General features: G+C 36.6%; 22 protein-coding genes. 15 read left to right on the top strand and 7 right to left on the bottom strand.

Features of this window, described 5'->3' with window-relative positions; genetic code table 11:
- Positions 1-22 precede the first annotated feature (22 nt).
- On the bottom strand, positions 23-1069 hold the full coding sequence (hisC, locus tag BCR25_RS19270) for a histidinol-phosphate transaminase (RefSeq protein ID WP_069665238.1): 1047 nt from the start codon (positions 1067-1069) through the stop codon (positions 23-25).
- Positions 1070-1293: 224 nt separating this feature from the next.
- Between hisC and BCR25_RS19265 the strand changes: the two genes are divergently transcribed.
- Together BCR25_RS19265 and BCR25_RS19260 are read left to right on the top strand one after the other, a co-directional pair.
- A complete protein-coding gene (locus tag BCR25_RS19265) occupies positions 1294-2457 on the top strand; it encodes a pyridoxal phosphate-dependent aminotransferase (protein WP_069665237.1) in 1164 nt (387 codons plus the stop codon).
- Between the two features lie 150 nt (positions 2458-2607).
- Positions 2608-3510 (top strand): phosphate ABC transporter substrate-binding protein PstS family protein, encoded by a 903-nt coding sequence (locus BCR25_RS19260; RefSeq protein WP_069665236.1) that lies wholly within the window; start codon positions 2608-2610, stop codon positions 3508-3510.
- Between the two features lie 73 nt (positions 3511-3583).
- Here BCR25_RS19260 and BCR25_RS19255 read toward each other — a convergent pair whose 3' ends face one another.
- Together BCR25_RS19255 and BCR25_RS19250 are read right to left on the bottom strand one after the other, a co-directional pair.
- Positions 3584-5341, bottom strand: coding sequence for a sensor histidine kinase (locus tag BCR25_RS19255; RefSeq protein ID WP_069665235.1), 1758 nt, complete (start codon positions 5339-5341; stop codon positions 3584-3586).
- Positions 5338-6051, bottom strand: coding sequence for a response regulator transcription factor (locus tag BCR25_RS19250; RefSeq protein WP_069665234.1), 714 nt, complete (start codon positions 6049-6051; stop codon positions 5338-5340). The genes BCR25_RS19255 and BCR25_RS19250 overlap by 4 nt, the downstream gene beginning before the upstream one ends.
- Before the next feature lie 146 nt (positions 6052-6197).
- On the opposite strand from BCR25_RS19250, the gene BCR25_RS19245 reads away from it, so the two are divergent.
- The 9 genes from BCR25_RS19245 (at position 6198) to BCR25_RS19205 (ending at position 12609) form a co-directional block, all read left to right on the top strand.
- Positions 6198-6674 carry a 2-thiouracil desulfurase family protein gene (locus BCR25_RS19245; RefSeq protein WP_069665233.1) on the top strand — a complete coding sequence of 159 codons (477 nt, stop codon included), beginning with the start codon at positions 6198-6200 and terminating at the stop codon, positions 6672-6674.
- Positions 6667-7311 carry an NUDIX hydrolase gene (locus tag BCR25_RS19240; protein WP_069665232.1) on the top strand — a complete coding sequence of 215 codons (645 nt, stop codon included), beginning with the start codon at positions 6667-6669 and terminating at the stop codon, positions 7309-7311. The genes BCR25_RS19245 and BCR25_RS19240 overlap by 8 nt, the downstream gene beginning before the upstream one ends.
- Before the next feature lie 50 nt (positions 7312-7361).
- Positions 7362-7700, top strand: a complete 339-nt coding sequence (locus tag BCR25_RS19235) for a putative DNA-binding protein (RefSeq protein WP_069665231.1) — start codon at positions 7362-7364, stop codon at positions 7698-7700.
- 4 nt (positions 7701-7704) lie between these two features.
- Positions 7705-9123, top strand: a complete 1419-nt coding sequence (ffh, locus tag BCR25_RS19230; RefSeq protein WP_069665230.1) for a signal recognition particle protein — start codon at positions 7705-7707, stop codon at positions 9121-9123.
- Between the two features lie 230 nt (positions 9124-9353).
- Positions 9354-10265 carry an AraC family transcriptional regulator gene (locus BCR25_RS19225; RefSeq protein ID WP_069665229.1) on the top strand — a complete coding sequence of 304 codons (912 nt, stop codon included), beginning with the start codon at positions 9354-9356 and terminating at the stop codon, positions 10263-10265.
- Between the two features lie 176 nt (positions 10266-10441).
- Positions 10442-11209: a GNAT family N-acetyltransferase gene (locus BCR25_RS19220; RefSeq protein WP_069665228.1), complete on the top strand. Its 768-nt coding sequence runs from the start codon at positions 10442-10444 to the stop codon at positions 11207-11209.
- 220 nt (positions 11210-11429) lie between these two features.
- Positions 11430-11705 carry a 30S ribosomal protein S16 gene (gene rpsP, locus BCR25_RS19215; protein WP_010761445.1) on the top strand — a complete coding sequence of 92 codons (276 nt, stop codon included), beginning with the start codon at positions 11430-11432 and terminating at the stop codon, positions 11703-11705.
- An 11-nt stretch (positions 11706-11716) separates the two neighbouring features.
- Positions 11717-11962 (top strand): KH domain-containing protein, encoded by a 246-nt coding sequence (locus BCR25_RS19210; RefSeq protein WP_069665227.1) that lies wholly within the window; start codon positions 11717-11719, stop codon positions 11960-11962.
- Positions 11963-12063: 101 nt separating this feature from the next.
- Positions 12064-12609, top strand: coding sequence for a TIGR01440 family protein (locus BCR25_RS19205; RefSeq protein ID WP_069665226.1), 546 nt, complete (start codon positions 12064-12066; stop codon positions 12607-12609).
- A 41-nt stretch (positions 12610-12650) separates the two neighbouring features.
- On the opposite strand, the gene BCR25_RS19200 is transcribed toward BCR25_RS19205, so the two are convergent.
- Positions 12651-12989 carry a hypothetical protein gene (locus BCR25_RS19200; protein ID WP_069665225.1) on the bottom strand — a complete coding sequence of 113 codons (339 nt, stop codon included), beginning with the start codon at positions 12987-12989 and terminating at the stop codon, positions 12651-12653.
- Positions 12967-14295, bottom strand: a complete 1329-nt coding sequence (locus tag BCR25_RS19195) for a DUF1576 domain-containing protein (protein WP_069665224.1) — start codon at positions 14293-14295, stop codon at positions 12967-12969. The genes BCR25_RS19200 and BCR25_RS19195 overlap by 23 nt, the downstream gene beginning before the upstream one ends.
- Positions 14296-14449: 154 nt before the next feature.
- On the opposite strand from BCR25_RS19195, the gene BCR25_RS19190 reads away from it, so the two are divergent.
- Positions 14450-15034 (top strand): TetR/AcrR family transcriptional regulator, encoded by a 585-nt coding sequence (locus BCR25_RS19190; RefSeq protein WP_069665223.1) that lies wholly within the window; start codon positions 14450-14452, stop codon positions 15032-15034.
- 107 nt (positions 15035-15141) lie between these two features.
- Here the strand turns inward: BCR25_RS19190 and BCR25_RS19185 are convergent, their stop codons facing one another.
- Positions 15142-15669 carry an AAA family ATPase gene (locus BCR25_RS19185; RefSeq protein ID WP_069665222.1) on the bottom strand — a complete coding sequence of 176 codons (528 nt, stop codon included), beginning with the start codon at positions 15667-15669 and terminating at the stop codon, positions 15142-15144.
- 244 nt (positions 15670-15913) lie between these two features.
- Positions 15914-16663: a peptidylprolyl isomerase gene (locus BCR25_RS19180; protein WP_069665221.1), complete on the bottom strand. Its 750-nt coding sequence runs from the start codon at positions 16661-16663 to the stop codon at positions 15914-15916.
- Between the two features lie 178 nt (positions 16664-16841).
- On the opposite strand from BCR25_RS19180, the gene BCR25_RS19175 reads away from it, so the two are divergent.
- The 3 genes from BCR25_RS19175 to BCR25_RS19165 all read left to right on the top strand — a co-directional run bounded on the left by BCR25_RS19175 (position 16842) and on the right by BCR25_RS19165 (position 19723).
- Complete coding sequence (locus BCR25_RS19175; RefSeq protein ID WP_069665220.1) at positions 16842-17936, top strand: DUF871 domain-containing protein; 1095 nt, start codon at positions 16842-16844, stop codon at positions 17934-17936.
- Positions 17937-18043: 107 nt separating this feature from the next.
- A complete protein-coding gene (locus tag BCR25_RS19170; protein WP_069665219.1) occupies positions 18044-18673 on the top strand; it encodes an NUDIX hydrolase N-terminal domain-containing protein in 630 nt (209 codons plus the stop codon).
- A 117-nt stretch (positions 18674-18790) separates the two neighbouring features.
- Complete coding sequence (locus BCR25_RS19165) at positions 18791-19723, top strand: alpha/beta hydrolase (RefSeq protein WP_069665218.1); 933 nt, start codon at positions 18791-18793, stop codon at positions 19721-19723.
- Positions 19724-19781 lie beyond the last annotated feature (58 nt).

The raw sequence follows: 19781 nt of genomic DNA, 5'->3' as shown, positions 1-19781 counted from the left end.
ATTTTTTATTATGAACGAATATCTATAAAACCTGTTTTTTAAGCACAGTCAGAACTTTTTCCATTTCTGCTTGCGTACCAATCGAAATTCGTAAGTATGTGTTTAAACGTTGAACATTCGGAAAATAGCGAACGAAAATATCTTGAGTTTCTAGGTAGTGATAAAGCTCATTTATCTTTATTTTTGGATGAGTGGTTAGGATAAAATTGGTTTTTGAGGGCAATGAGCAAAAGCCTAACGTGCTTAATTGTTCACTGAACCATTCACGGGTTTGACAGATTTTTTCAGTTGTCTCCTGATAATAAGCGTCATCTTCAATCGCTGCGGTAGCCAACGTTTCTGCCAACATATCCACTGAATAAGGATTAAAAGACGATTTGATGCTTTCCGCAATGCGGATATATTCAGGATTGCCTATTGCATAACCAACTCGTAAACCTGCTAATGAATTTGCCTTTGATAAGGTACGGATAATGATGAGATTCGGGTATTTTTTAAGTAAAGTTACGGCTGATTTTCCAGCAAAGTCTATATAAGCTTCATCGATTATTACAATCACATCAGTCTGTTCTTTAAGCAGTTGTTCCAGCTCGTCGTGAGAGCGAAACAAGCCTGTTGGTGCATTAGGATTAGCGATAATGATTCCGCCGTTTTTTTGTTTATAATCAGAGAAGCAAATATCAAAGTCGTCAGTCAGGGGTAGTTCTTTGAATGGAATATGAAATAATTCCGCCCAAACCTTATAAAACCCATAAGTGATTTCTGGGAAGAGAAGCGGATCTGAACTATTGAAAAATGCTTGAAAGCAAAAAGCCAGTACTTCGTCAGAGCCGTTTCCAATCAAAAAATGCTCTGTAGATAACCCAAATTTTTTCCCTAAAGCTTTTTTTAATTCCTGATTGTCAACAGAACTGTAGCGCTTTAATGATGCTGCATCAAAGTTTTTCAACGTTTCGACTACTTTTGGCGATGGTGGATAAGGATTTTCGTTTGTATTCAATTTGATCATGTTTACGTAATTAGGCTGTTCCCCTGGAATATATGGGGTGATTTTTCTAAGTCCTTTCATCTACACTGCTCCCTTCATTTCTTATAACTATAAAGAAGCAGAAAGGGTTTCGCAAGTGCAATATGTGAATTTGGAAAGAAAATCCACTTTTTTTAAATACAAATTTCATTTTAAAAGAGAATATGCTATCATAAATCCATTGATAAAAAATGCGGAGCTGTTTACCGCAACTTAATAATCGATCATTATTTGATACGAGAGTGACGAGAGAAGGAGAGAGGTTCATGGATTTAACGCAACGATTTAATAAGCAAGTATATAAAATTGCTGTTTCAACTATTCGTCAATTTGATGAGCAGGTTTCATCAATTGAGGGCATTTTAAAATTGACATTGGGGGAGCCAGATTTTAACACCCCTGAGCATGTGAAAACGGCAGCACACCAAGCAATCGATGATAATTTTTCTCATTATTCAGGCATGGCAGGATTGACGGATGTTCGTGAAGCTGCTGCTCTTTTTATGCAGGAAAAATATGGTGTGCGCTATGATGCTGCATCCGAAGTACTAGTAACAGTAGGTGCAACGGAGGCGATTTCAGCTAGCTTATTAGCAATCTTAGAGCCAGGTGATAAACTATTGATGCCTGCGCCTATTTATCCGGGATATGAACCTGTAATTACCTTAGCAAATGCAGAACCTGTTTATATTGACACACGATCAAATAATTTTGTTTTAACCCCGCAAATGATCGAAGATGCAATGGCAGAACATGGGGATCAGGTCAAAGCAATTATTTTGAATTATCCTAGCAATCCTACAGGTGTTACGTATAATCGAGAAGAAGTGAAAGCTATTGCTGATGTGGTGAAGAAATATCCAATTTTTGTGATCAGTGATGAAATTTATAGTGAATTAACGTATGAAGATGAGCATGTATCGATTGCAGAGTTTATCCCAGAGCAAACAATTCTTATTAATGGGTTATCTAAATCTCATGCAATGACCGGTTGGCGAATCGGCTTTATTTTTGGACCTAATGTTCTGATTGCTGAAATCATTAAAGTTCATCAATATTTGGTTACCGCTGCTTCTACGATTTCTCAAAAAGCAGCAGTTAGAGCGCTGATCGAAGGAATCCATGATGCAGCTGTGATGAAAGAAGAGTATCGTGAACGTCGTGATTTTGTTTATGAGCAAATGACAAACATCGGATTTGAGGTAGCTAGACCAAATGGTGCGTTCTATATTTTCGCTAAAATTCCAGAAGGCTATGAGCAAGATTCTATGAAGTTTTGTGTTGACCTAGCTCAAAAACAAGCCATAGCGATTATTCCTGGTATCGCTTTTGGGCAAGAAGGGGAGGGCTATGTAAGAATCAGTTATGCAGCTGATTTAGACACATTAAAAGAGGCCATGAGACGCATAGCTAATTATATGCAGGCATAGTTAACGATTGCTTGAAATGAAATAAACGTTTCCATTTTTTACAAAACAAAACCTTTACACTCCTTTACTGATTGTTTACAAAACCTTGAATTAGAATTAACACTAGGTTGTTAAACTATGCTTGTAACTAATTGAAAAGGAAGTGCAGAAATGAAGAAACCTTTATTATCAGCAATTGTTTTGAGTGTAGGATTATTAATCGCAGGATGCGGCAATCAAGGTGCAGCAACTGACGAAAGCGGCAATAAAACAAACGAAAGTAACAGTAACCAGCCGGTAAAGATCGTAGCCGTTGGTTCAACTGCATTACAGCCTCTGGTAGATGCAGCAAAAGATCAATTTGTTTCAGAGCATTCTAATTATACGATTTCCGTTCAAGGCGGCGGTAGTGGCACTGGTTTATCTCAAGTTGCAGATGGCGCTGTAACGATTGGTAATTCAGACGTTTTTGCAGAAGAAAAATCAGGTGTTGATGCATCAAAATTAGTGGATCATCGTGTAGCAGTTGTTGGCATGGGCCCAGTAGTTAATAAAGAAGTCGGTGTTAAGAATGTTACAAAACAGGAATTGATCGATATTTTTACTGGTAAAATCAAAAACTGGAATGAATTAGGCGGCAAGGATCAAGAAATTGCTGTAATTAATCGCCCAAGCGGCAGTGGAACACGTGCAACATTTGAAAAATGGGGATTAGATGGAGCAACAGCGATTCAATCACAAGAACAAGATTCATCAGGGACTGTTCGTCAAATCGTTGCTCAAACACCTGGAGCAATCAGCTATCTAGCGTTTTCATATATGGACGATTCAACAACTGCATTAAGTGTAGATGATGTGAAACCAACAGAAGAAAACGTTGCCGACAATTCTTGGAAAATCTGGTCTTACGAACATATGTATACTAAAGGAGAACCTGATAAAGAAGTAAAAGCCTTCCTAGACTTTATGCTGGAAGACGATGTTCAAAAAAATATTGTAAAAGAATTAGGCTACTTGCCGATTACAGATATGAAAGTTGAACGAGACGTATCGGGTACTATTACAAACAAATAAATTTTTTGATCAAACTAAAAGCAGCTCTTTCGGAGCTGCTTTTAGTTTGGCGTTTATTCGATTTTTGGGATTGTTAATTTTTAGGTAATTGAATGGTAAATGTAGTACCCAAGCCTAAGTGGCTGTCGATCGTTACGGTTCCACCCAATAATTCAGTATAGTTTTGAACGATGGATAAGCCCAAGCCTGTTCCGCCGGAATGACGACTTCGAGCCTTGTCAACCCGATAGAATCGCTCAAATATTCGTTCTTGATCCTTTTGACTGATGCCGATACCGGTATCTTTTACAGTAAAATAAAAGAAGTCGGTAAAGCCAAAATCGATCGTGATCGTTTCATTTGTCTGAGAGTACTGAACAGCATTTTCGATGAGATTTTTTACGATAGGATAAAATAGCTCATATTTAGTTGTATAGTTTGCTGTCGTATCACCAAGAATTTGAACGGTCAGTTTTTTTTCTTTGATCGTTTTACGGTAGGTTCGTATAATCTCTTCGGTAAATGGATATAGCTCAATCTTTTGATCATCATAGGCAATTGTTTTACCATCACGAGAAAGCTGTAAAATTTCCTGTATCAATTGCTGCAAACGCAGTGCATCTTTTTGCATGATTTCTAAAAACTGAGTCAAGGTTTCCGGATCCTCTTTAGCACCATCCAACAACGTTTCTGTGAAGCCCAGTAAAGACGTAACAGGCGTTTTCAACTCATGGGACACATTACTAACAAAATCTTTTTGCATCTTTTCTAATTGTCTGACGCGAGTCAAATCGTAGGCGATCCCCAAAACTTGATAGTCATTTCCATCTTCCTCAATAAAACGTAAGGACATATCTAAAATCGTGTCGTTTAAACTTTCCGCTAAAGTAATTTCTTGATGAAGCGTACTTTTTTCAGTGATTACTTGATGAATCAAGTGAATTAAGACGGGCTCTTTGATCACTTCAAAATAATCTTTGCCAATGGTGTCTGTATCGATTTTTAAAATATCCAGCATTTTAGGATTGATCAATTGAAGCTGACCGTCGACATTAATTATAAAGACACCGATCATTAACTCATCTAATAGCGCATGAAACTGCTCTTCCGTAGAAGTATAAGCTAAATACGTTTGACTCATTTGCTGACTTAACAAATTGACGGTTTGATAAAGCTCATTCCATTCGGGAGAATCTTGAATGATGGAGCGCGCCTCATCGGGATATTTAACAATCTTTTTTAATACAGGCAAAACAGTAACAAGTGGTTCATTTTTTTGATGAAGCAATAGAAAAACAAACGCTGTAATGATTAAAAACAGAAGACCGAGAGTGAATAAAATATATCGTCGAAAGGACTGGATACTACTTGAAAACTGTGTGGTTTCCTCCGACATTCGAATAATTCCAATAAGCTCTCCATTTTTTTTGATAGGCAGAGCAAGATAGAGCAATTCCTTATTTAACGTAGCGCTCTTTCGCAATGCAGATCCAAAGTCCGCTCCAGAAAGAACTGCTTTGATTTCTGGTCGATTTTTTCGAGACTCATTTAACTCTGTATCGATGCTGTCATAAAAAATTTTCCCATTGGCACTCATTAAGCTCAAACGTTCATTCTTGTCAGTCAAATAATGATCGATAAGTGTTTTTTCTTGAGAAGAAAATTGTTGGCGTGAAAAAGATTCAGGAGATAGCTGGTCTAAAAGCAACGTCGCTTTTTTTTGCAGGTACTCTTCTTGCTGGGCTAATAGCTCTTTTCGAAAAAAATAATTGGTAAGAAAAATACTGCCGACGAAAAGTCCAACCATCATAAGTATCACTAGCAGGTATTCAAATCGTTGCCGCTTTTTCATTTTTTAGGCTCCTGAAAACGATAGCCAAATCCTCGAACAGTTACCAAATACACTGGATGCTTTGGATCAATTTCGATTTTGTCTCTCAAATGGCTTACGTGGACATCAACGATACGGCTTTGTCCAGCAAAATCGTAGTTCCAAATACGGTCGAGTAACGTATCTCGATCGATCACGCGGTCTTTCCGTTTGATGAAGTAGACCAATAGCTCAAACTCTTTTGGGGTCAATTCGATTTTTTTACCACGAACAGAGACTTCATAATTTTGTTCATCAACGATAATATCACCTAAAATCAAGGGCTCTTTTACAGAATCTGTTATGTCTTCCTTCTTTTCAGTAGTGGGTTTCAAGCGTCGAAAGATGGCTTTCATTCTGGCAAGAACTTCTCTAGGACTAAACGGTTTTGTTAAATAATCATCTGCACCGATTTCTAGTCCGATTATTTTATCCACTTGGTCATCTTTAGCGGTCAAAATCAAAATAGGCGTGTCAATTTTTTCTCTTCTCAAAGATTTTGTGATTTCCAGCCCATCCATATTTGGCAGCATAACATCTAAAATAATGAAATCAAACTGATTGGTCAATGCTAACTCATAACCTACCGTGCCATCAGTAGCACTCATAACCTCATAACCATCTTTTTCTAAATTAAAAGTCAGCAACGTTACAATTGACGGTTCATCGTCAACAACTAGAACTTTTTTCATCTATTTAGCTCCTTTTATATACGATATCAATACAAAGCTATTTTATCATAGTTTTACAGTGATCAAAAACTTTAAGGAATAGTTGTAATACTACATTCAAGACCAAAGAAATGGTATAATAAAAAAGATTGAAAAGAGGGAAGCCAATGATAGGAATCAGTGCGTGTCTGGGTGGTGTTTGTTGTCGATATGATGGCCAGGCCAAAGAAATTTCATATTTAAAGCAGTTAGTTGAACAAAATCAAGCGATACTAGTTTGCCCAGAGGTTTTAGGCGGCTTGCTGATACCTAGAGAGCCCGCAGAAATAAGTGGTGGGGATGGTTTTGCTGTATGGCAGAATCAGGCAAAGGTTTATACGGCTTCAGGAGACGATGTGACGGATATGTTTAAGCAAGGCGCACAACTTGCCTACCAAAAGCTCTGTGATAAAAACATTGATACGATCGTTCTTAAAGAGAATAGTCCTTCTTGTGGTCGCAACAGTATTTATGACGGCAGCTTCTCTGGCAGCCGAATAGCTGGAGCAGGAGTCGCAACAGCGTATTTCATTTTACAAGGACTGGAAGTTATTTCAGAAAACCAGTGGCAAAAAATTGTTGAACGTGAGGCAGACTATGGCTGAAAATGAGTGGTTAAAAATCTTTGATGAACAGTATCAAGAACTTGGCACTGCCACTAGACAACGTGTCCATAAAGAAGGACTTTGGCATGAAACATTCCACTGTTGGTTTTATACAATAGATCAAGATGAGCTGATTATTTATTTTCAAAAACGTTCATCTAAGAAAAAAGATTTTCCAAATCAATTAGATATTACAGCTGCTGGTCATTTGTTAGCAGATGAATCGGTGACAGATGGGTTCAGAGAAGTGAAAGAAGAATTAGGTCTCGATGTTTCCGTAGAGGAGGCTGAATATTTAGGCGTATTTCCTGTGCGTATTGATTTAGGCTCGTTTATTGATAATGAATTTACGAATGTTTATGTTGTACAACAGGAGATTACACTAGGAGGCTTCGATTTACAGGAAGAAGAGGTAAGTAGCTTGTTTCGCATTCCTCTTTCTAGTTTTAAACGTATTTTCAATGGTTCAGTGACGGAGGTTGTATTAACTGGTTATCATCAACATGATCAGAAGCAAAAAATGATCCGGGAAAGATTTGCTAAAAAAGATTTCTGTGCAAATGCCGAAAGCTACTATGAACAGTTGATCAAAATTTTTGAAGAAATCCATAGAAATCACTTGAGAACTATTGACTAATTCACTTGAAATCGGTAACCTAAGAGGGATCGAGGATAGGAGTAGCAACGATGGAAATTGAAAAGACGAACCGAATGAACGCATTGTTTGAGTTTTACTCTACATTGCTGACGGAAAAGCAAATGAATTACATGGAGATGTACTATGCGGACGATTTTTCATTAGGTGAAATTGCCGAAGAATACGATGTAAGTCGTCAAGCGGTTTATGATAACATTAAACGAACAGAAAAAATACTGGAAGAATATGAACGAAAGCTTCATTTATTTTCTGATTATGTTGTACGTGGCGAATTACTGGATAAGCTAAAAAACTACGTGAGTGAAACCTATCCGAAAGATACAACAATAATAAATTATATAGAACAAATACAAGAAGTAGAGGAATGAGATTATGGCTTTTGAAAGTTTAACAGATCGATTGCAGCAGGCAATGAGTAAATTACGTCGTAAAGGAAAAGTCTCCGAAGCTGACGTAAAAGAAATGATGAGAGAAATACGTTTAGCTTTACTTGAAGCCGACGTAAACTTGCAAGTGGTCAAAGATTTTACGAAACGTGTACGGGAACGTGCTGTAGGTGTAGAAGTCCTAGAGAGTTTATCACCAGCTCAACAAATCGTTAAGATCGTTGATGAAGAACTAACGGCAACGCTAGGTTCAGAAACCGTTGGCTTAAATAAATCTGAACGAATTCCAACCGTTATTATGATGGCCGGTCTACAAGGGGCCGGTAAAACAACCTTCGGCGGGAAATTAGCAAACCATCTGATGAAAACGGAAAATGCTCGTCCATTGATGATCGCAGCCGATGTGTATCGTCCTGCTGCGATTGACCAATTAAAAGTGTTGGGTCAACAGCTTGATGTACCTGTTTTTGATATGGGAACGGACACAGATCCAGTTGAGATTGTTCGTCAAGGGATGGCACTAGCCAAAGAAAAGAAAAACGATTATGTACTGATTGATACAGCCGGACGTCTTCATGTCGATGAAGCACTGATGGATGAGTTAAAACAAATCAAAGCAGTTGCAGAACCAGATGATATTTTACTGGTTGTTGATGCAATGACAGGACAAGATGCTGTAAATGTAGCAGACAGTTTTAATCAACAATTAGGCATCACTGGTGTGGTCATCACGAAATTAGACGGCGACACACGTGGTGGTGCAGCACTTTCTATTCGTGCTGTGACTGGAGCGCCAATCAAGTTTATTGGTTCTGGTGAAAAATTAACTGATTTAGAAATTTTCCATCCGGATCGGATGTCTAGCCGTATCTTGGGTATGGGTGACATGTTGACGCTGATCGAAAAGGCGCAACAAGATTACGATGAGAAAAAAGCAGAAGAACTTGCAACAAAAATGAAAGAAAACAGCTTTGACTTCAATGATTTTATTGAACAGCTTGATCAAGTGATGGGGATGGGCCCAATTGAAGATCTTTTAAAAATGATCCCTGGAATGAGCCAAATGCCTGGTCTTGAAAATGTCAAAGTCGATCCTAAAGATGTGGCGCGTAAAAAAGCGATGGTTCTTTCAATGACACCTGCCGAAAGAGAAAATCCAGACTTATTAAATCCAAGTAGACGGAGAAGAATCGCAGCTGGTTCTGGAAATAGTGTGGTCGAAGTCAATCGAATGATCAAACAATTCAAAGAATCTAAAAAAATGATGCAGCAAATGTCTAAAGGCAATATGGATATCCCTGGCATGGATCAAATGCTTGGTGGCGGCGTTAAGGGTAAACTCGGCAAAATGGCGATGAATCGTATGATGAAGAAAAATAAAAAGAAGAAAAAGAAGAAAAAATAGCTTAATCCTATTTTTATAAAAATGAAGAGATTGTTTCTGCTTCCAAGAGTCTGGGGTGTAACTTATAGAGTTATGTCCCAGTCTTTTTTGATACATTAGATAAGATGCTGAATATATATGAAGCTGAGTTAAAAAAAAGAATATGTAATAAAACAGAGCATTGAATGATAAGCACATATGGAAATTTCTTGATAAGATGTTGTTAACAAAAGAAGGGGGCGTATCAAATTATGCACGCATGGGAAGCAATTCAAAAATCGATTGATTATATCGAAAGTAATTTGACTGAAGAGGTATCAATTGAAAAGCTCGCGGAAATGGCAGGTTTATCACCATTTTATTTTCAAAGACTGTTCTCTCGCTTAGTCCAAAAACCAGTCTTTGAATATGTTAAACTTCGTCGATTAGCACAAGCAGTCAGCGACCTAAAAACAAACAATACTCGAATACTAGACACTGCGATGGACTACGGTTTTTCGAGTCACGCAAACTTTACTAGAGCATTTAAAGAAGTATATGGTATTACACCAGATAAATACCGTACAACGGATATCCAACTGAATCAGTTTGTAAAACCTGACTTGATGTTGAATTATGTGATGGTTGATGAGAATGTTCCATTAGTTACAGATGGTATTGTACTGGAAGTCACACGGAAAAAATTAGATAAACCAAGAACTTTTATAGGGATTGCAAAAGAAATCCCCCTTTCAGAGCTAATGGGCGGTACTAACACAGGTGTTTCATTTGCTGCGAAGTTATGGGATGAGTTTCATGAGGTAAAAGCAAAAATTCCTTATTTACTTGCAAATGGAAATAAATTGGGAGCGCTTTATATGGGAGGAGCTAAAAAAGATCATTGTACTTATTTAGCTGGAGCTGAGGTCGAATACGGCTCAGTCATTGAGGGATATACAGTTTTTGAGCTTCCCGATTCAGATTATCTTGTTTGCGGATTTGAAGCTGTAAATTTTGAAGAATTAACAAATTCCGCTGTCTATAAAGCACAAACTTTTATGGAGAGATGGATGAAAGAACACAAACTGTCTACTACAGATTTTGCAGTGGAAATGTATTATCCAGTGACAGATGGTCGTGCATACATGGAGCATTGGGTGCAGCCTGTACCGATTAAGGAATAAAACTGTTGTATCATAGATAACTAAGTCTGTCTTAAAAAAGAACACTAGTTTACATTAATATTGTTTTTCTATATGTACTAAGTTACAATTCAGTAAAATAGACTGAAAGAGAGGGAGATAAGATTAAACTAAACATTAAAAAGACGATTGACCAACATGAGCTAAAAGAAATCAACATGCTAAAAGAAAAAAATCAACAGCTTTATGGAAATGAGTACAAAATAGATTTAAACTTTTTTTCAAATAAGTCTGATAACATTCATCATATCCTGTGTTGGGAAAAGGAGAATTTTATTGGATATGTTGCTTTGAATAGTTATGATTTAGAGGAATTAGAGGTAACGATGATCGTTGATCCAAACCAAATCGTTATCGCTAAATTACAAGAAACTGTCCAAAATTTTGCAAGGAAACATTATTATAAGCGAGTACTATGGATCGTTGATAGAAATGATTCGTATCTCGTTGATTTCATCAAACAAAGTGGAAGATACAACTATTCTTTTTCTGAATGTGCTATGGTTTTTAATAATTCAATAGATTTAGCTCCTTCTAATTGTCTTTTAGAATTTGCCAAAAAAGAAGACACAACTGCAATTTCCTGTCTTGAAGATGGTTCAGATCATGGCGAATACAAAGTAATTGAAGCCGCTGATTTGGCTAAAACGCTCGTATTCAAAAAAGACGGTGAAATCATTGCAAGTATTCGGCTCGAAAAAAGTGATAAGGAATGCGGAATTTATGGTTTTGTCGTTAGACCAGATATGCGTGGAAAAGGCATTGGTCGAAAAATTATTACCCAAGTCGTACACCAATTAATGATTGAAAAGTTCTCTCGAATCTATTTGGAAGTTGAAACAACAAATAATTCTGCAATGGGATTATATCGTTCGATTGGATTTGAGCAGCATGTGTTATATGACTACTATTCATCGGTCGTATAAAAACAGCTTAGTATTTTTTCAAATGAAAAGATACTAAGCTGTTTTTTGAAGCAAAAAATTGCCCCTGCCAAGGTAATGTTAGTATAGCATACGTTTATGGAGGGGGCAAAACGTTGGAGCAGAAACAATTTTAAGGGTGTCAAGAAAAAACTCTTTACAGCTTAATTGAAATCTGTTAAACTAACATTTGTGATTAAGTTAATGGAGGTGTAATAATAAAATGTCAGTAAAAATTCGTTTAAAACGTATGGGTTCTAAAAAGAGTCCTTTTTACCGTATTGTAGTCGCTGATTCTCGTTCTCCACGTGATGGACGTTTCATCGAAACTGTTGGAACTTACAATCCTTTGAAAGATCCTGCAGAAGTAGTTTTAAAAGAAGATTTAGTTTTAGACTGGTTGTCTAAAGGTGCGCAACCTTCAGATACAGTTCGTAACATCCTTTCAAAAGAAGGCGTTATGAAGAAACACCACGAAGCTAAACTTGAAAAGAAATAAGGTGACCGATTATGGCAGATGTGAAAGAGTTAGTGTTAACTATCGTTCGTCCATTAGTCAGTCAACCTGAGATGGTTAAATTAGAAGTAGAAGAGTCTGATACTTTTCTAGAGTATAATTTAACTGTATCGCCTGAAGATATTGGCCGTATCATTGGTAAACAAGGTCGAGTTGCTAAAGCAATTCGCACGATCGTTTACAGTGTGCGCGTGGATGGACCCAAAAAAGTTCGTTTAAATATCATAGATGGTAAATAGTAATCCTAAAACATCCAAACTTTTTGGATGTTTTTTTCTTTTGACTAATATATGATTCTTTCGCATAATGAAATAAAATAGAGAGAAAGGGAGGTAGACGAATGACGCAACAACCAAACTATCAAGAGCAGTTAACGAAAAGTATAGAGGAATATTTCGATTTAACATCATTTGAAGCGGGAGATATTTTTGTTTTAGGCTGCAGCAGCAGTGAGATTTTAGGAGGTGTAATCGGTAAAAATTCTAGACTGGATGTTGGTGAGGCAGTGATTGCTATAGTGAAAAAAAGTTTAGACGAAAAAGGGATCTATCTAGCTGTACAAGGCTGTGAACATATCAATCGGGCGCTTGTAGTAGAAAAAGAAGTCGCAAACACACATGATTTTGAAATCGTATCTGTTGTTCCAGCACTTCATGCTGGCGGTGCCGCAGCCGTTGCAGCTTTTCAATCATTCACGAATCCAGTCGTAGTTGAAAAAATCATTGCTAGAGGCGGTATGGATATTGGTGATACCGCGATCGGAATGCATGTTAAACACGTACAGATCCCAATTAGAACATCGATCAGCGAAATTGGAAGCGCACATACCACTTTCTTGTATAGCCGACCTAAACTGATTGGTGGAAATCGTGCGGTATACGAATAAAACAGAAGCAAAATTTGCTTCTGTTTTGTGATTAATGAAGGTTATTTTTTTCTAAAAACCTTAATATCAAAAATAGGTGAATCAAAATTGATTTCGGCTTCATCGATCATCAAGCCAAGCAAGTGGTAATCTTCTTCTTCGTGATGAGTGACGCCAAGAAGCTCATCATAATAGCTCTCAATGCTTAGATCTCTTGGTGTATTCAACAGTTCTAATAAGTGTAGGACGCCTTCAGGTTCCTCTTTGGTTTGTCCTTGCATTTCTATGTAAAACCCTTCAGGCGTAAAATCGAGACCGATCCGAATATCTTCAATATTATTTGAAAAAAAATAAGACAAAAGTTCATCGATAATACGTTTAGCTTTTTCTCTTTCTTGCATGTTGTTTCACCTTTCTGATCTGTAAAATGTTATCTAGTAATGGTACCATGACAGCCGCTACAAAACCAGTAGAAAATCCATTATTATAAAGATTTAATCCTCCATGAAGATAACTGACGTTTGTCACTAAAGACATATGCAAGAACCCTGCAACTAATCCAAATGTCAGTCCATAATATCCAGCGATCGGAGCAAGTCCTGTGCCAAATATTCCGGCAAGCGCAACTGTAGTTTGATCGACGTCAAAAACAGAAGATAACTGGGCGGTAAAGAAGACACTAACGAGTAAAGGCAAGCTATTTAGTGGATGATTACCAAAAGCACTAAAACCGACAGCAGATAAAATGGCACCGATGATTGGTCCATTAAGTGTACAGTGACTAAGTTGTGTGTATAAAAGGAGAAGAAAGCCCATAAACGCCATATTCATCATTGTTGCACCGATACCGGAAATAAATGTAAAATCAGTGATTAACTTTCCCGATGTTCGATTGATCTCTTTAATGCCTTTAAAAGACAAATGATTCATAATAAAACCAGTAATAAACATCAAAAAAAATAAGAGCAGCATAAAAAAGAGTAGTTTAAGATGATGTTCATCTGAGACCAAACTTTTTCCTTCAATTTTCACTCCAAACATTCTTAATACTCCTGTAAACATCATAGCAATCAATCCAGAAGTAAAACCAACATTGTACAAAGAGAACCCTTGATGAAACGTTAAAACATGAGAAGCGAGCGGTGGTAGTATCAATCCGATAAAGACACCGACGATACAACCTAAAGGCAATGAAAAAAACAATGGAAATGAAAGTCCAAATGTAAAAAAACTGATGATCGGTGACAGCGCGCTTCCAAACAAGCTAACAACGATGAATTGAGAAAAAGGTTTTTTTACAATTTTTGCATAAATAATACCACCAATAATAATCGGAATAGAATTATATAGATTTTTTCCAAAAAAAGAACAGCCAGATACGGTAAATAGAGCTGCTATCATAGGGCCATTGATCGGGATTTTCTCTTTTTGAGCGATCAATACGCTGATCAAGGTGAGTAAACCACTATTTACAAAGGCGCTTCCAAAAGTACCCAAAGCAATATAATCGGTCAAAAGATTGCTGGGAGAAGTCAGAATACGTACCATTCCTTCCCATAAAACCGCAAAAGGCTCACTGCTTATTCCAATGGAAATCAGAAGGAGACAATAGACAATCAAGAGCTGATAATGTTTCTTTTGACTGGACTTTTTTTCTAGCTTTTTATCTGTCTGTAAAAAAAAGGGTTGACTGCTATTACTAGCCATAAACACTACCTCCGTTATCAGTTGATAAGTTTACTATAGCGTGACAAAGTAGTGTTGGTCAATGGAAATTTAACCATTATTTATAAATTATCACATTTTTTAATTATTTCTATAATTATTGAGAAAATAAGGTGTTAAAAAAGTGTAAAATGAAATGATAATAAATAAAAAACAAATAAATAGAAAAGAGATTGATGGAGGGATTTTTTTGGTCAGGAAAAAAGTATACAAAAAGCAGCATATTTTAGCGGCAGCCTCAGATTTATTAGAAAAAAATAGCTTTTCTGCGATAACAGCAAGAAATGTAGCTGAGCATATGGGGATTTCGACACAACCTATTTATCTAGAGTTCAAAAACATGGATGATTTAAAAGTGACGTTGTTGCAAACGATTTATGCGTCGTTTGAAAGGGAATACTTCTCGATAAATCAATCGGACGATCTTTTAGTGAGCTTTAGCCTTAACTACATTGCGCTTGCTAAAGCAAGAAGCAAGTTATTCATTGCTCTTTTTGTTGATCAGCATTCTTACGTTCAACATGTTAGACAATTAACTTTTGAACTATTTAAGAAATGTCTTAAAACGGACAAGCGCTTTGCGTCTGTTTCATTAGACAGCTTAGAAAAACAATTTGCAAACATCTGGCTTTTTGTTACGGGAATGGCAGCACTAAACATTTCTGGGATTTTAGAGTTATCTGATGAAGAGGTTGTATCCGCTTTAAAAAAATTTGAGTAAACGGATATAATAGGGGCAAAAATAGTGATCTAAAATTCGAAGAAATATATGCTTCAATCATAAAAAATGAACAGAATGAGAGCTGAATAGTATCTTTTGATTCGGTGTCAGTAGTTTTTATTATAATCTCTAATGATGATTTTATAAGCTGCATATGCATCGAGTTCTTTTAAAACAATGATTTTATCGGGAAAAGAATCATTTAACCGTTTTAGCTCAAAGATATTTTTCTGTTCATAATGATGATTCCAAACAATCATTTGTTTTAATAATTGAAATGTGGGGGTGTAATTTGCCTGCTCCACGTTTCTTTTTTGTTTGATAAAGCGGCTGAAAATTCGATATAGTCGAACATGGTAAGGAGGGAGTAAGAGCAAAATAATATCCGCCTGTGCCACTGCTGGCTTTATCCAATCCTGTGTGGTTGTTCCTTCAATGATCCAGCTTTCTGTAGCAAGTGTTCCTTGTAGTAGTTGAATCGATTGTTCTTTTGTAAAGCGTTTATCGCCACGAGGGTTTCGCTCCCAAATAAGATTGTCTAATTCAACTAGTTGTATCTTTTCTTTTGCTGCAAGCTTTTTGGCAAAGGTGGTTTTACCGCTGCCAACCGGTCCACAAATCATGATCTTTTTCATTTCGTACCTCATCTCCATCTATCTAAACTTAACAAAGCTCTGGGACAAAACTCGTATAGGGGCCAAACCAAAATAAACAGCGCGTAAAAGCAATTCCTTCCACAATAAAAAAATTCACGAAAATTTGAAGAAGACCCTGTAGAATCATCCAATATCAAAATTGAAAATTCTGTGTTTCTTGTCATTTTCGTGAATTTCTATTTCTCATAACTAAATGCTTTTGTCTTCGATAGTTAGTAATGAACTATTTTTTTGCTTCTTGCAAAATATTGATTTTTTCGATACGGATATCATTTTTTGGTTTGTCGCTTTCATCAGTGTCAGCGGCAGCGATTTTATCTACAACGTCCATACCTTTGACTACTTGTCCAAACACTGTATGTTTTCCATCTAAGAAAGGTGTTCCGCCATCTTTGTAAGCATCAATGATTTTTTGCGGATAGTCTTCTTTCAGCAAGCCATCTGAAACATCTTCATCGTTTTGAACGATAAAGAACTGACTTCCGTTTGTCCCTTTACCATCTGCATCTGTACCAGCGTTAGCCATTGATAATGCACCGCGAATATTGTACAGCTGGTTAGAGATTTCATCATCGAAAGCCTCATTCCAGATACTTTCGCCACCAGTGCCGTCTCCTTTAGGGTCGCCGCCTTGAATCATGAATTCTTTGATTACACGGTGGAATGTAACATTGTCATAATAACCATTTTTAGCATGAGTCATAAAATTTTCTACTGTTTTTGGTGCTTGTTTTGGAAATAGCTTGATTTCGATAGAACCTTCAGTAGTAACCATTTCAACTAAATCTTCATCGTCACTCACTTCATCTGATAATTGTGGCAATTCTAAAGAATTTAAATCAACAGATTCAGAGGTTTTCGTTTCTGAGTTAGTAGATGAATCTGCTTTTTGCTCAGTTTTAGATCCACACGCTGCAAATAGCACTAATGAAGCTAAAAGCGCTGTAGCAGTAATGAATTTTTTTGTTTTCATAAGGTTAAGTCTTCCTTTCAAAAATAGTTTCCATTTCATAATAACAAATGATCTCTAGAACTTCTAGTCAAAATAGATTTTTTTTAAGATTTCGGAAAGGTGTAGACCACTTTTCATCATTCTGCTATAATGAAAATGGATACATTATAATCATTATAAATCTTAGGGGGCAGCAACAATGGGAAAATTAGGTATTTCTATTTATCCAGAACGTTCAACTTTTGAAAAGGACAAAGCATATCTAGATTTAGCACATAAATATGGATTTAAACGTGTATTTACCAGCTTACTACAAATTACAGAAGATAAAGAAAAAGTATTGGCAGAGTTCAAAAAAGTCGTTGATTATGCAAATAGTCTCGACATGGAAGTGATGGTCGACATCAATCCTGCTTTATTCGAACAATTGGAAATTTCTTATGATGATTTATCCTTTTTCAATGAAATGGGTGCCTACGGTGTACGTTTAGATGTTGGCTTCACTGGTGCTGAAGAAGCTAAAATGACTCGCAATCCCTATGGTATTAAAATAGAAATCAATATGAGTACAGGAACAAGCTATGTTGATAATATTATGAGTTACTCACCAAATACTGAGAATTTACTAGGCTCTCATAACTTTTATCCGCATCGTTATTCTGGTTTAGGCTATGATCATTTTGTTTTCTGCTCTGAAAAATTTAGAAAATACAATTTAAACACGATGGCATTTGTCAACTCTCATGATGCTACATTTGGTCCGTGGCCGACACAAGACGGTTTATGTTCATTAGAAGACCATCGTGATTTAGAAATTGCCACACAAGTAAAACATCTTGTTTTGACTGGGTTGATCGATGATATTTTAGTGGGAAATGCGTATGCCTCTGAAGCAGAGCTAAAAGCAATGGCAGAAGCATTCAATGCGGAATATCCTTCAGTGAAAGTAGATGTTGCAAAAGATATTTCAGACGATGAAAGAGAAGTATTGTTTACCAGTCTTCATAGCTATCGCGGGGATCGTTCAGAATACATTTTACGTTCAACAATGACTCGTATTCACTTTAAGGATCGTGAGTTCCCTGCGCATAATACGATCGATATGACTAAAGGGGATGTTTTGATCGACAACGTTGGTTATGGTCAATACAAAGGCGAAACACAAATTGCCTTGAAATCAATGAAAAATGATGGACGTGTAAATGTTGTTGGCCGAATTTCTGATGATGAACTATTCTTACTAGACTTCTTAAAACCATGGTCTAGCTTTAAACTGATCGAAAATAAAAAATAATCAACAAAAAAGAGTATGCTGTAAAAACATTCAGTATATTCTTTTTTTATACAGAAATGTCGAAAATGAGCATCTTTTTGCTATAATAAACGATACGAGGTGGAAAAATGGAAAAAGAATTAAGTATTTTGTTAGCCAAACTTCAAGGAATCGCGCAAACAGGCAAAAAATTTGGCAAAGATATCTTTGATCAAGAACGTTATGAGGAGCTTTCAGTTGTTGCAAAAGAATTGACTCACTTAATTTATCCAACCCTTTCTGAGCAGGAGCTTTCCATTTTCTTTGATAAAGATGAAGGATACGCAACACCGAAGGTTGATGTGCGAGCTGTTATTTTTGATCAAGAAGGTAAGCTATTACTTGTAAAAGAAAAAAGTGATCACTCATGGTCCTTACCTGGAGGCTGGGCGGATATCGGCTATTCACCTAAAGAAATAGCTGAAAAAGAAGCCTTTGAAGAGACCGGTATTAAAGTCAAAGCCACACGCTTGATTGCAGTTTTAGATAAAGCAAAACATGATTATCCGCCATCATTGACCTATGTCTATAAATTTTTTATTCGTTGTGAGGCAGAGACCCAAACAATCCAACCAGGTATTGAAACAAGTGAGGCAGCTTATTTTGATTTGAAAGAAATCTTAGCACTGTCCCTTTCTGAAAATCGAGTAATCAAGGAAAATTATTATATGCTCTTTCAAGATTATCAAGAGAACAATAATGAAATCATCTGTGATTAAGATTGCGAAAATAGGTAGAAAACTTTATACTATTTATTGATTTTAAAAAGTTTGCTCAATGAGTAAGAAAAAAGAAAAGATCTTAATAGTCGAGCAAAGTAGTTGAGGAGTTATTAGATGAGTAAAATAGTAAAAATACTGATCGCACTATTAATAGTGATCATAATTGTGTTGATCGGTGGAGGAATGTATTTCTATAATTATGCAGTTGTTCCTTCTGAGAAAGATTTTTTAGCTGGTGACACACCTGGCACAGATGTAGAGGCAAAAAATCCCGAAGAAAAATGGTTTAAGGACGACAAAAATCGTACTTATTGGACGCTAGAAGCCGCAGACGGCTTAAAATTACAGGCCATTTATTTACCAGCGGCTGAAAAAACGGATAAAAATGTCATCATGGCGCATGGTTATATGGGAAATGCTGAAACGATGGCAAGCTTTGCAAAAATGTATCATGATTGGGGCTACAATGTTCTTGTTCCTGATGCTCGCGGTCATGGAAAAAGTGAAGGAGAATATATTGGTTTTGGTTGGCCGGAGCGTAAGGATTATCTTCAATGGATCAATCAAGTTATTGAAAAAAATGGAGAACATGCACAGATCACTTTATACGGCATCAGCATGGGAGGCGCTACAGTCATGATGACCAGTGGTGAAGCTCTGCCGGAAAATGTAAAAGCAATTGTGGAAGATTGCGGTTATTCTACGGTAAATGAAGAGTTGGCATATCAATTAAAAGATATGTTCAATTTGCCGTCATTTCCATTAGTTCCTGTTACCAGTTTAATTACTAAGATTCGTGCAGGCTATTTCTTTGGTGAGGCGAGTTCTATTGCTCAGTTGAAGAAAAATACAACACCGATCTTGTTTATTCATGGTGATGCAGATACCTTTGTTCCCTTTGAAATGTTAGACGAAGTTTATGCTGCCACAAATGCTCCTAAAGACAAATATGTTGTGCCGGGAGCAGAGCATGCGAAAGCCTATTCAGTGAATAAAAAAGCTTATAAAGAGAAAGTGGAACATTTCTTGAATAAATATGTACAATAATAAAAAAAGCTAGTCACAGACAGTCTGTTAACGTACGCGTGAGTGAAACATAATCATT

It is taken from the genome of Enterococcus termitis (assembly GCF_001730305.1).
Classification (GTDB): domain Bacteria; phylum Bacillota; class Bacilli; order Lactobacillales; family Enterococcaceae; genus Enterococcus_L; species Enterococcus_L termitis.
This window is presented reverse-complemented; position numbering and strand designations above follow the sequence as displayed.

What these genes read in the sequence shown, in the direction of transcription:
- hisC (WP_069665238.1), bottom strand. Translation starts at nt 1,069, where the DNA reads ATGAAAGGACTTAGAAAAATCACCCCATATATTCCAGGGGAACAGCCT.
- BCR25_RS19265 (WP_069665237.1), top strand. Translation starts at nt 1,294, where the DNA reads ATGGATTTAACGCAACGATTTAATAAGCAAGTATATAAAATTGCTGTT.
- BCR25_RS19260 (WP_069665236.1), top strand. Translation starts at nt 2,608, where the DNA reads ATGAAGAAACCTTTATTATCAGCAATTGTTTTGAGTGTAGGATTATTA.
- BCR25_RS19255 (WP_069665235.1), bottom strand. Translation starts at nt 5,341, where the DNA reads ATGAAAAAGCGGCAACGATTTGAATACCTGCTAGTGATACTTATGATG.
- BCR25_RS19250 (WP_069665234.1), bottom strand. Translation starts at nt 6,051, where the DNA reads ATGAAAAAAGTTCTAGTTGTTGACGATGAACCGTCAATTGTAACGTTG.
- BCR25_RS19245 (WP_069665233.1), top strand. Translation starts at nt 6,198, where the DNA reads ATGATAGGAATCAGTGCGTGTCTGGGTGGTGTTTGTTGTCGATATGAT.
- BCR25_RS19240 (WP_069665232.1), top strand. Translation starts at nt 6,667, where the DNA reads ATGGCTGAAAATGAGTGGTTAAAAATCTTTGATGAACAGTATCAAGAA.
- BCR25_RS19235 (WP_069665231.1), top strand. Translation starts at nt 7,362, where the DNA reads ATGGAAATTGAAAAGACGAACCGAATGAACGCATTGTTTGAGTTTTAC.
- ffh (WP_069665230.1), top strand. Translation starts at nt 7,705, where the DNA reads ATGGCTTTTGAAAGTTTAACAGATCGATTGCAGCAGGCAATGAGTAAA.
- BCR25_RS19225 (WP_069665229.1), top strand. Translation starts at nt 9,354, where the DNA reads ATGCACGCATGGGAAGCAATTCAAAAATCGATTGATTATATCGAAAGT.
- BCR25_RS19220 (WP_069665228.1), top strand. Translation starts at nt 10,442, where the DNA reads ATGCTAAAAGAAAAAAATCAACAGCTTTATGGAAATGAGTACAAAATA.
- rpsP (WP_010761445.1), top strand. Translation starts at nt 11,430, where the DNA reads ATGTCAGTAAAAATTCGTTTAAAACGTATGGGTTCTAAAAAGAGTCCT.
- BCR25_RS19210 (WP_069665227.1), top strand. Translation starts at nt 11,717, where the DNA reads ATGGCAGATGTGAAAGAGTTAGTGTTAACTATCGTTCGTCCATTAGTC.
- BCR25_RS19205 (WP_069665226.1), top strand. Translation starts at nt 12,064, where the DNA reads ATGACGCAACAACCAAACTATCAAGAGCAGTTAACGAAAAGTATAGAG.
- BCR25_RS19200 (WP_069665225.1), bottom strand. Translation starts at nt 12,989, where the DNA reads ATGCAAGAAAGAGAAAAAGCTAAACGTATTATCGATGAACTTTTGTCT.
- BCR25_RS19195 (WP_069665224.1), bottom strand. Translation starts at nt 14,295, where the DNA reads ATGGCTAGTAATAGCAGTCAACCCTTTTTTTTACAGACAGATAAAAAG.
- BCR25_RS19190 (WP_069665223.1), top strand. Translation starts at nt 14,450, where the DNA reads ATGATAATAAATAAAAAACAAATAAATAGAAAAGAGATTGATGGAGGG.
- BCR25_RS19185 (WP_069665222.1), bottom strand. Translation starts at nt 15,669, where the DNA reads ATGAAAAAGATCATGATTTGTGGACCGGTTGGCAGCGGTAAAACCACC.
- BCR25_RS19180 (WP_069665221.1), bottom strand. Translation starts at nt 16,663, where the DNA reads ATGAAAACAAAAAAATTCATTACTGCTACAGCGCTTTTAGCTTCATTA.
- BCR25_RS19175 (WP_069665220.1), top strand. Translation starts at nt 16,842, where the DNA reads ATGGGAAAATTAGGTATTTCTATTTATCCAGAACGTTCAACTTTTGAA.
- BCR25_RS19170 (WP_069665219.1), top strand. Translation starts at nt 18,044, where the DNA reads ATGGAAAAAGAATTAAGTATTTTGTTAGCCAAACTTCAAGGAATCGCG.
- BCR25_RS19165 (WP_069665218.1), top strand. Translation starts at nt 18,791, where the DNA reads ATGAGTAAAATAGTAAAAATACTGATCGCACTATTAATAGTGATCATA.